The sequence below is a fragment of the Chitinophaga qingshengii genome (assembly GCF_014529935.1).
Classification (GTDB): Bacteria; Bacteroidota; Bacteroidia; order Chitinophagales; family Chitinophagaceae; genus Chitinophaga; species Chitinophaga qingshengii.
In genome coordinates this window covers 546,077-557,784 of sequence record NZ_JACVFC010000001.1, presented here as the reverse complement: position 1 = coordinate 557,784, position 11,708 = coordinate 546,077, and the positions used below count along the sequence as shown (strand labels likewise).

Genomic DNA, 11,708 nt, shown 5'->3' with positions numbered 1-11,708 from the left:
ATCCATGACCGCAATCAATCATCATAAAAAAGACATCTCCCGGTCGCTGCAGCTGTTTAAATACCTGCAGCCGTATTGGGCTACCATCGCAGCGGGGCTGTTATGTCTGGTCATTTCAAGTCTGGCCGGACTGGCATTCCCCGAGATGCTCGGCCGGTTAATCGATGCCAGCAAGCAGGATAATATGCGGGCTATCCATATAACAGGACTCGTATTGATAGGACTGTTGACAGTTCAGTCTGCCGCCTCCTTTTTCAGGACAGTACTTTTTGTCAAGGCGGCGGAAAAGGCGCTGGCCTCTTTGCGGCAAACGATTTACAATCACCTGATTCAGCTGCCGATGCATTTTTTTCTTACCCGGCGGGTAGGGGAGCTTAACAGCAGGATATCTTCAGATGTCATGCTGTTGCAGGAAACTTTTACGACCACGCTGGCGGAATTTATCCGCCAGCTGCTGACCATCGTCGGCGGGCTTGTCTTCCTGATGCTTACTTCTATCAACCTCACCATCTTCATGCTGGCTATATTGCCGGTCATGGTGATCGTCGCCGTTGTTTTCGGGCGTTCTATCCGGCATTTCTCCCAAAAGGTACAGGACCAGGTGGCCTCTTCCAGTACCGTTGTGGAAGAAACCTTACAGGGAATCTTCAGTGTGAAAGCTTTTGCGAATGAATTCAGGGAGATGAAACGGTACCGGGAAAGGACGGATGAAGCAGCCAATATCGGCATTCAAAACGGGAAATACCGGGCGGCTCTGTCGTCTTTTATCATCATGGGTATTTTCGGCGCACTGGTGGCGGTTATCTGGAGAGGGGCCGTTATCGGGCTGGATACCGGCAAACTTTTCTCCTTTGTGTTGTATTCTGTTTTCATAGGCAGTTCTATCGGCAGCCTGACAGAAATATATGCTTCCCTGCAAAAAAGTATCGGTGCTACCGAAAATCTTTTTGCCATCCTGGATGAACCGGCGGAGCCACTATCGCCTGTTACTGCTATTGCCCCGGAAGATGCCCTGCACGGAAATATCCGGTTCAGTAACGTGTCCTTTAGTTATCCCGGCAGGGAAAGTCTGCCGGTGCTGCGGAAGATATCCTTTCAGGTGAGGGCAAATCAGACAATAGCGCTGGTAGGCCCCAGCGGAGCCGGTAAGAGTACGATCGTCTCCTTACTGTTACGCCTGTACGATACTACCGGCGGTCATATCAGCTTTGATAACAAGGATATTCATCAGTTTCCTTTGTCGGCGCTGCGTTCCCAAATGGCTACCGTACCGCAGGATGTGTTTCTGTTTGGCGGCACCATCCTGGAGAATATAGCCTATGGCAGGGAAGACGCTACAGAAGAGGAAATCATCGAGGCTGCGCAGAAAGCCAATGCCTGGGAGTTTATAGAACGCCTCCCGCTGGGCCTGAACACCATCGTTGGCGAAAGGGGGATGCAACTCTCCGGTGGTCAGCGTCAGCGTATCGCCATTGCCCGGGCCGTATTAAAACAACCGCGTATCCTCATCCTGGATGAGGCCACTTCTGCGCTGGACGCGGAGTCTGAAAAACTGGTACAGGATGCGCTGAATAAATTAATGGAAGGCCGCACCTCGATTGTGATAGCACACCGGCTGGCTACTATCCGGCAGGCCGATAAAATCATCGTCATCGATAAGGGTAGTATTGTAGAAGAGGGTACACATCATGAACTCGTCAATATCGATGAAGGTTTGTACCGGAATTTGTGTGAGATGCAGTTCACGCAATAATCATATTTCCCTCAACTTATTTCCATTAACGCCATAATTGAAGAACCACTGATTAATTCACTTAAAAATTTGTTTACCTTAAATTTTATTCATGAAAATCTCCAACTTATTGGCAGCCGTTGTCCTCGTGGCTGTCGTAGTTTCCTGTAACAGACAGGAAACGGTTTTGAATCCTGGCGGCGCCCAGGAAAACCCGAAAGAAGTAATGCCAAAATCTGCTATCAATGCATTGGTGAATGAACAACTTCGTCAAAATAGCCGTTTCAACTGGAAAATGGTAAACGATAACGCACTGTGGAGCGCCCTGGTACAGGGGGATAGTATTTTGGCTGTTGGTTACCAGGCTGCCGGTACAGGCAACCTGGATGCCATCATCGATAAAATAGACATCCACAGCGATGCGTGGACAGCCGCGAGACAAAATGTTTTAAACCTGATCCTCGAAAATGAAAAGGTTACTGGTGCAGCGGTAAAATCCCTCATTACCTATGAGGCTTCCAAACTGCCCGTGTTTTATGTAAAAGCCAGCCACCTCGCTACCGTAAAGGCACTGCGTGCGTCCGGACTGGTACGTTATGCGGAGCCTTCCAGCTACGCCAAATACATGTATGACGCCGAGTCGCCGAAAGGCCGCTCAGGTGCGTCTACAGAATCCGATCTGTTTACTTTCGGCTGTGATGCTAATCTGCCTAAATCCCTGGTAGCAGGGGTGGATTATATCAATATCACACCGGCTGCCAAACAGTCCTGGAACTATGCACTGCAGAGCATTCCGCAGGCATGGACCCAATCTACCGGCGCCAATGTAAAGGTGATGCTGATTGATACAGGTGTTAGCCCTGACCAGGCTAACCTGGGCAGCGCTTTTAACCAGGGTGTTTCCAGCGGTAGAACCATAGAAAAAATTGCCACCTATCCTGGTGGAACACCCGCAGATGTATGCGGACACGGTACCAAAATGGCCGGCGTTATCGCTGCGCCCAGAGGCGTAAGCGGCAGCAGTGCCGGTATTGCCTACAACTGTAACCTGATCACGGTACACGCTGCAGATAATGTGGTGATCGCTTCTTCTGAATCAACACAGGGTATTTCAGATGCTTATGTGTTGGGTGGTGATAATGCTTCTGTGAAAATCATCAGCATGAGCATGGGTACCATCTTTGAAGCCGGTCAGATTACGGATGCGGTGAACTATGCCAGCAACAAAGGCAAACTGTTATTCTGCGCTGCCGGTACGACCAATTCCTTCTTTGGGCCGTTGCTGGGCGTAATTTATCCGGCTTATCTGCCTTCTGTGCTGGCGGTGACAGGTGTTACAGAAACGCCTAATACTGCTTGTGAAGACTGCCATAGCGGTACACAGGTAGCCTTTACCGTTATCATGGAAAAAAATGGTACTAAAAGAAATCCGCTGACGACTGCTGCTACCGGTAACGACCCCAATACAGTAGGTGGTTCTTCCGTGGCAACAGCGAGTGCGGCAGGTATTGCGGCACTGGTATGGAGTAAATATCCCAGCTATCCGAAAGACAGTATCGTAGCGAGATTAAAACGTGCTTCCAGCAATTATCCCGGCAGGGATCCTAAATTTGGATGGGGCTACGTAAATGTTGCCACCGCTGTTGGTAACTAGTCATTGGTTCGTGATTATTGGTTGATGGAAAAAAACAAAACGGGTGTCTCCACAAGGAGACACCCGTTTTGTTTTGATAATGGTGTTATTTGTTGAACAGGTCTGCTCTGATACCCAATGTAAAATTACCGGAGAGATAGTTACTCAGGCCCGCTGTCTGGGAAGAGTAGCTGAGCAGGATACCCACCGTACGGGCGATCTCGTAACCGGCGCCCACTGTGAAGTTCCCGGAGGTATGGTACATACCGTACAGGTTTGCCTGGTTATCAAGAAAGGCGATATTAGCCCCCATGTCTACGATATTATCAAAGCCCCGCACACCACGGAAACATACCTTGGGTTCGATGGAAGTGAGCTGTGAGCCGATGGCGATTTTGTAACCGGCAGCCGTATAAAATGTAGCGCTGTTGACCTGGGTTTTGTTATCCGATTTAAAGTAACCGACCATATTGGGCAAAGCTGCCTGGAGGTTCCATCCGTTACCCGTATAGGCGATACCGAAGTCTCCATCGAAGTAATTATCCCGACGGTTAAAACGGCCGATAGAAGGGTCGGTGGCATCGCCATTAACGCCTTTCCGGTCGATGTATTCCGTACGGAAACCAACCGACAGCCCGAAGTGGAGCTGTTGCGTACCAGCTGCCGTAAGGGGCAAATGGTACGCATAGGTAGCAGCTACGCGGGTGTTGGAAAGCAGGCCGGCTTTGTCATTATAAAAAGACATACCTACGCCCACTCTTTTACCGGCGGCGTAATCGGCGGTAACGGCCATGGTAACCGGTACGCCGGGATCATCCCTGAACTGCTTTCTGTAAGCGGCATTGAGGTGAAGCCCGGTGTCAATCCCTGCAAAAGCGGGGTTGCCCAGGTACTGATTTTGAAAATATTGTGGTCCCAGCGGGTCCACCTGAGAAGTGGTGGCGTTACCCCACTGTTGCGCTTTTACACTTTGTGTTCCTGCCAGTAGCAGGAGTATATAAAATACCTTTTTCATCCTGATTAGAATTTATCTCTGATGATGGTAATAAAGCCTTTCACCTTAGGTAAACCAGGGCCGAAGTCGAGTATATAGTAATACGTGCCCTCCTCCAGTGGCCTGCCATTTAATGTCGCGTCCCATTCGTTCTGATAGCTGCGTTTCGTATAGATCATGCGTCCGCTGCGATCAAAAATCTTCAGTTCATTATTGGGATAACTGTCGATGTTTTTAATCACGAAACGATCGTTGATACCGTCTCCATTGGGTGACATGATGTTGGTAGCGTCGACTTTGTAGTCGTCTTTCACCTCGATGGTGATGGACTGTTGCGCCGTACATCCGGCAGCGTTAGCGGCGGTAACGGTGTACACTACTTTCTGCTGTGGTCTTACCGTAGCAACAGGGGTATGTTCCCCACTGATGATACTGGCGGGCATATCCGCCGTCCAGGTGTAGGTGGTACCACCGGTGGCGGTGAGTAATACCGTTTCACCTTTTGATACCAGTACGCCTTTATTGCTGGTAATAACCGGTGCAGAGAGACTGGTTACGGAGATATCGAATGTTTGCTGCACCTGGTCTGTACCGCCGTTGGCGGTGCCGCCATTGTCTTTCACGGTAACAGTAACCGTAGCGGTGCCGTTGGCGCCAGGCGCGAATTTGAAACCCAGGGTATTACCTGTCAGCGCAAAAGAAGAGAACAGCGCATTGTTGGTGTTGGTCGCTGTAACTGTTACCGTCTGTGCTGTTTCAGGGCCGGCGGTCACATTGGTCAGCGGGATAGCTATTTCGTTGGCGGTGGCGCAATAGGTAACCGGGCTGATGGCATCCAATGTGGGCGCTTCGTTTACATCGGTAATGCTGATTACAAAGGTTTTCTCCAGGAACTCACCATTTTGTGCGGTAGAACGTACCCGGATGTTATAGCTGGATTTTGCTTCATAGTTAAATGCCTGGCTGGCTAATACCTGTGTACCCGCGATCGTGAAAGCGTTATTGTCTTCACTACCGGCACCGGCTGTCAGCGTATAGGTGAAGGTGGCACCCGGTTCATCGGAAGTGGAAGACAGGGAACCTGCAACATCGCCGGCTGCGCCGTTTTCAGTCAGTGTGTTTGCTGCGAAACTGATGCTGGTCGGTGGTTCTGGCAGGTTATTAAGGTTGATGACCACGTTTTCGGTCGCGCTGGTGTTGGCACCATCGCTCACATTCACGCGGATGATGAAAGTGGTATTCTTTTCATAATCCAGGTCGCCGGCATCATTTACCGTGATCACGCCGGTAGCGGGATTGATGGCGAATGCAGGGTTGGCGTCACCGTCAGGGTTTACATTGTCCACGATGCTCCATTGCTGAAGAGTACCTGTAGATCCGGGATCGGAGCCTGTTACGGCGCCTACCACAGTACCGGCAGCGCTATTCTCATTCACGCTGAAGGACTGGCCGGGCGTAACCACAGGTGGTACAGCGTCTACCAGTACCGCACTGGTGTTGCCAATGCCGTTGAGTGTAAGGACTGCGTTATTGGTAGCGGCATCTTTAATAGTAGCCGTTCCCAGGGTGATGTTGCCCGGGATGGTGATACCATCTCTATCCAGGTCGCCTGCTGCTACAGTATAACTAAAGGTGAGGTCACTGGTACCTGTACCACCGTTGTAGGTAAATGCCCTGGTAGCAGCGCCTATAGTGGTATTAATGACAGGTGAACCGGTTACCAGTACTGGTTTGTTATAGTGGACAGTCAGCGTGAGTATTTCACCTGCGGTATAAATCTTAGCAACCGGAACGGCTACACTGGTGACTACCGGTATTACGGCATCCACGAGTACGGCGCTGGTGTTGCCAACATTGTTGAGCGTAAGTGGCAGTGCATTACCTGCTGCGTCTGTGATGTTGCCACCGTTGAAGGAAAGACCTGTTATTTCGATGCCATCCATATCAAGGTCGTCGTCCATAATGGTGTACGCGAAGTTGAGCTGGTTGGTGCCACCACCACCGGTGTAGGCGGCATTAACGATAGCATTGCCTATTTTCAGTAAGAGTATAGGCGTTGCCGTTACAGTTACATTTTCAGAGATATTGACAGAGAAGTTCAATACCTGGCCGCTAATATAGGTTTTGACGGCAGGAACGTTGACGGATGTTACCGTAGGAATAACAGCATCTACTTTCACATTGGCGGTGCTACCAACACCACGGAGTGATGGGTCAGCACGGTTGGCAGCGGCATCGTGGATGAAGCCGGTGCCCGGTAAAATGAGAAAGTCGACGGCTATACCGTCGTAGTCCTCGTCGCCATTGACGGTGGTATAGCTGAAGGTGAGATCAGCAGTACCGCTGCCGCCGCTATAGACGACGGCTCTGTTGATGGCGCCTATCGTTATAAGAAAGTAAGGTGTACCGGTTACCAGTACCGGTTCGGAAAAGTGAACGGTGAAGATGAGCGCTTCGCCTGCTTTGTAAGTCTTGCTGGCCGGAACGTCTACGCTGATAACTCCGGGGCTGACAGCATCCACTTTTACGTCGGTCGTTATCCCTACGTTGTTGAGCGTGAGTACCAGGTTATTACCTGCTGCATCTTTGATGGTGCCGTTATTCAATGTCAGGGCTACTACATCGATGCCATCTGTATCGAGATCACCCGTGCCGGCAAGATAGCTGAATGTGAGAGCACTGGTGCCGGTTCCACCGATGAATACTGCATCAACATTCCTACTGCCGATTTTCAAAGTAAGTCTGGGTTGCCCTATTACGATTACATTTTCATCCGTATTTACGGTGAAGTTTAATGCCTGACCTGATACGTAGGTAGCGTTGGGGGGAACGGTCACACTGGTCACTGTTGGAGCTGCCGCATCTACTTTTACGTTGATGGCAGGCGCTACGTTGTTAAGGGTGAGGTCCAGATCATTACCCGCTCCATCTTTGATGACACTGCTGTTGAGTGCCAGTGCTATCACCTGGATGCCGTCGCTATCCAGGTCACCTGGTACTACGGTATAACTAAAGACAAGCACATTAGCGCCATTGCCGCTTAAAAGATTAGCGTTGACGTTCTTGTCGCCAATTTTGAGGGTGAGCGTTGGACTACCCGCAATGGCTACTATTTCAGAAGTAGTGATCCTGAAGGTTAATACTTCACCCGCTACATATGTTTTGTTGCCAGGAACAGCTACGCCCAATACAGTGGGTATGATACCATCGACGATGATGGCTTTGTTGGCGCCCAGTGAACCGGCGGTGCCAGGCGCAGGCAGCGTAAGCTGTGCGTCGAAGCCTGAAGCGCTCTTAATAGCGCCACCATTCAGGGAGAGTGCGGTGGTTGAAATATAATCCAGATCGCTTGACTGATCTCCTGGCTGCACGGTGTATCTGAAAGTGATGGTATTGGTGCCGGTGCCACTTACATAATTAATGGTACGATCAGTAGCGCCCGTTTCCAACGTGAGTTGTGGTGTGCCGGTAACCGTTACTGGTATATGGAAGGTTACCTGGATATCAATGTTGTCGCCTGGTTTATAGAAACCGTTGGGGGCGTTGGAAGTTACATTGGTGAGTATCGGGAAGGTGGGATTCACGTTGATATTAATCACCTTTGTATCTTCCAGTGCACCACCTGTACCGGTATTACCCTGGTCATCGGCCACTACGGTGATGGTAGCTGCGCCATAATAGTTGCCATTGGGTCTATAGGTCAGCGTTGACAAAGCAGCGTTGACATTAGCAGGGGTACCTTCTATTTCCATGGAGGTTACATTGGTACCCGGCCCACCGGAAACAAAGGTAATACCTCCTAATGGGGTCAATGTCATCGTACCATTGGTAGCCGTCAGTTTCACGCGCATGGGAGCGCTGATGTTGTCTACGTCGCTGGTGCTGATGTTGTTGGGTATATTAAATACCAGGGTGCTGTTCATATCCACGCTGATAGTAGCAGGAGCGGAGATGACCGGCGCATCGTTTACCGGGGTGATAATGATATTAAACGTTGAACCGCTTATCATATAACCACCTGTACCTGTATTACCATTGTCGTTATAGCTCACGTTGCAGGTAACAGTACCTGTGCTGTTGAGTGCTGTAGTGTAGAACACAAGGCCGCCAGCGCAGAAGGCATTGATATCAGTGATGGTGCCGGACAGCGTAGCTGCGCTGGTACCGCTGCCGCTGACACTTACGCCACCAGCATCTGTAGCGCTGATGGTACCGGAGCCGTTGGGTACGGATATGGTCACCGCTACGATGCCATTGCCGGCATCCGCATCTGCAAAGGCCAGCGGAGTGATAGCGGTGGGTTCATCTTCCCGTACCGTAAATGGAGAAACCGGGACAATGGGTGCTGCACCAGCATCGTTTACGGCGAGGATGTGTAATACGATAGTGGCGTTGGCCGCTTTGGCGCCTTCAGAGCCTTCAGCGCCGGTGTTGCCCAGATCGTTCAGTTCAACGTCCAGGTTTATATCGCCGTTGAGATTCAGGAAGGGTGAATAGGTAAGATTGTTACCTGCAATATAACTATTGATATCCGCCAGCTTACCCGTCAGGCTGACGGAGTTCGGCGCCGTACCTACTGAGACGGTGCCTGAAACCGCTGCATTGAGCGTGCCTGTACCGGCGGGCAGTTTGAAGGTAAGTCGTACGTCATTGGGGTCCGCATCTACGTCCGCTACGGTGATGCCCCTGATGATGGTCGTTACGTCTTCTGTTACGTCGATTGATGTGGGGACAGACAGGGTGGGTGCATCATTAACAGCGGCAAACCTCAGCGTTTGGGTAATCTGCGCGCTTTCGCTGCTGGCATCTCCACTGGTACCCGGGTCTATACCGGTGTTGCCCTGGTCGTTGACGTTGATCGTTAAGCCTACGTCTGCCGTGTTGTTGGCAGCCGGCGTGTATACCAGGTTTCCTGTGCTGATATAGGTATTGACGTCTGTGATGCTGCCTACCATTACCAGTGTGGCGGTACCTTTACCCGTTACCGTTACACCACCTCCGCTTTCACCTGCAATGGTACCGGAAGGAACGGAGTACGTGACTTTTACGGGCGCGCTGCCGGCATCCACATCGGCGAAAGTGACGCCGGATAATGTCAGCGGCTGATCTTCCGTACCAACGAGGCTGGCGGTGTAGGTAATGCTCGGCGCATCGTTTACAGCGGTATAATTCACCGTAATGGTTTTGGTATCTGTAAGGTGGGTGCCGGCACCGTTACCGCCATTATCGTCAAAGGTGACTGTGACGGTAGCCGCACCGTTATAATTGAGTTGCGGAAGTAATGTGATTTTATTCCCGAAGGTACTCTTGCCGGCATACTGATTAAGTTCAAACAATTTGCCACTTAACACCAGGGTATTCGTATTGTTACCGGATACAATAGTAACAGGCAACGTCGGATACGAGGCAGCAGCAGAGAAGGTACCATGATCTGTTTTGAGTGTCAGAATGCCATCGGTATTCGCGATATCAATATCTGCCAGCGTGATATTGTTAATAAAGATCGGCTTATCCTCATTCACGCCGAGCGGGTTTGTATTGATGGTGACCGTTGGGGCATCGTTGACCGGTAAGAAGTTGATGGTGAGATCAACCGGAGATGTTGACAGGATACCGCCCGAGCCGGTATGGCCATTATCCTTTAATACCCCCTTGATTACTGCCAGGCTGGTGTAGTTTGGCGCAGGGGTAAAGGTTATTTTATTACCTGCAATAAAGGTATTCAGCGCTGTAATGGAACCAGTCAGTGTCAATGCAGTGGTGTTACTACCGGTTACGACTACGTTACCACCGTCGACGGCAGTAAACTTACCTGAAGCGGTGTTGGTGAGGGTCAGTGTTTCATCACCGCCATCATTGTCCACATCCCTGGCTATATAGGTATTAATGAAGAGGGGTACATCTTCGGTGCCCGTCAGTACGCTGGGATTGGAGCTGAGTGCAGGGGGATCGTTGACCGCAGCAACGTTGACAGTAAGATTTTTTGTATCGGGAGTGGAAGCTCCGCCTGTAGCGCCATTATCACTCAGAGTCAGTTGTACGGTCTGGCTGCCGTTAAAGTCGATTGGCGCTCTGTAGGTGATCGCGTCAGGCTGGCTCAGCCAGTTATTAATAGCGCTTGTCGAACCTGTAATAGCCAGTGATTTGGTGTTGTTGCCGGTTATTGTGCTGATACCGCTGCCGGTAGGAATGGTTGTTTGGAGAAAGCCTGCTGTTACATCAAAACTGATGGTGAGGTCACTGGGGCCGTTGTCCTCGTCGTTTACGGTAAAGGTACCTGCACCGGTTAGCGATATCTGGCTGTCCTCGTCGCCACTACGGGTGGATGATGAGAAGGTGATGACCGGTGAGTCATTGACTGCTGCAACAGTTATAGTTACGACGGAAGGAACACTGGTGCCACCATCGCCATCTGCTGCCGTGAACTGTATAAGACGCATGGGACTCGTTCTGGTGGGATCATCGGAGGAAGAACTGTAGGCAATGGTCGTGATGATCTCTGCAGCAATAGCCGGTGTAACAAAAGTTGAGTTGAAAGTGATCACCAAATCCTGACCTGCCGTTCCGCCGGAGATGACGCCAATGGGAGCGTTGTTATAGTTAAGCGTGCTGCCACTCACTGATATGCGACTGGTATTTTGTACAGATAGGATGTCACCGGTTGTATAACCATTGGCAATGCTAACAGAGATGCTGCCACCTTCAAAGTTAGGAGAGTCAGCATCAATGACCTGTGCATTGCCGGCTAAATCCAGGTGTACAGGGGCTGCCTGTTCTGTGTAGGAAACCATGTCGCCACCGAGGTTAGCAATGATAGGTCCTACGTTGAGCGGCGCCTGGAGGTGGAGCGTAGTATGATCGCTCATACCCCTGTGATGCATTGCCTTAATACTGTTATAGCTGAAATCGCCAAGAGCGGTTGACATAACGGAGAGTACGTTCGCACTACCAGTCTGCGCCATCAGGCATTGAGAAAAGCCTGTAATCACTAATAACAACAAGTAATGGCGGTACACCTGGACAATACGCCGCATGTCCCAACGGTATTTGGGTTTAATGTAAAATTCCTCCATAAATATATTTATGCGTTACTGACTGTTGTTTATGCATGGATAAAGGATATATAACAATAAAGGTAGGACTACCGATGAGGATAGGTAATCAGTGGTAGTGTTGAAAAAAGTGTGTTCGAACGAGGGTCTTCTATATAGATATGAATAAGATTTTGGTAATTAGGTATTGGTCCGACCCGTCTTCTTGTACGTATAAGGTGGCAGCAAATTCTATTGGGCCGATACTGTAATCGGGTACTAAGATAGAGATATTTTTAATTATTCAATGGTCCCCGG

Annotated in this window: 4 protein-coding genes; 2 read left to right on the top strand and 2 right to left on the bottom strand. The window is 50.2% G+C overall.

Annotation, left to right across the window (positions count from 1 at the left end; all coding sequences use genetic code 11):
* Nucleotides 1-4 precede the first annotated feature (4 nt).
* A complete protein-coding gene (locus tag ICL07_RS02095; RefSeq protein ID WP_188086293.1) occupies nucleotides 5-1,753 on the top strand; it encodes an ABC transporter ATP-binding protein in 1,749 nt (582 codons plus the stop codon).
* 91 nt (nucleotides 1,754-1,844) lie between these two features.
* A complete protein-coding gene (locus ICL07_RS02090; RefSeq protein ID WP_188086292.1) occupies nucleotides 1,845-3,386 on the top strand; it encodes a S8 family serine peptidase in 1,542 nt (513 codons plus the stop codon).
* Between the two features lie 85 nt (nucleotides 3,387-3,471).
* On the opposite strand, the gene ICL07_RS02085 is transcribed toward ICL07_RS02090, so the two are convergent.
* Nucleotides 3,472-4,380: a PorP/SprF family type IX secretion system membrane protein gene (locus ICL07_RS02085; RefSeq protein ID WP_188086291.1), complete on the bottom strand. Its 909-nt coding sequence runs from the start codon at nucleotides 4,378-4,380 to the stop codon at nucleotides 3,472-3,474.
* A 5-nt stretch (nucleotides 4,381-4,385) separates the two neighbouring features.
* Complete coding sequence (locus ICL07_RS02080) at nucleotides 4,386-11,432, bottom strand: T9SS type B sorting domain-containing protein (RefSeq protein WP_188086290.1); 7,047 nt, start codon at nucleotides 11,430-11,432, stop codon at nucleotides 4,386-4,388.
* Between the last annotated feature and the right edge of the window lie 276 nt (nucleotides 11,433-11,708).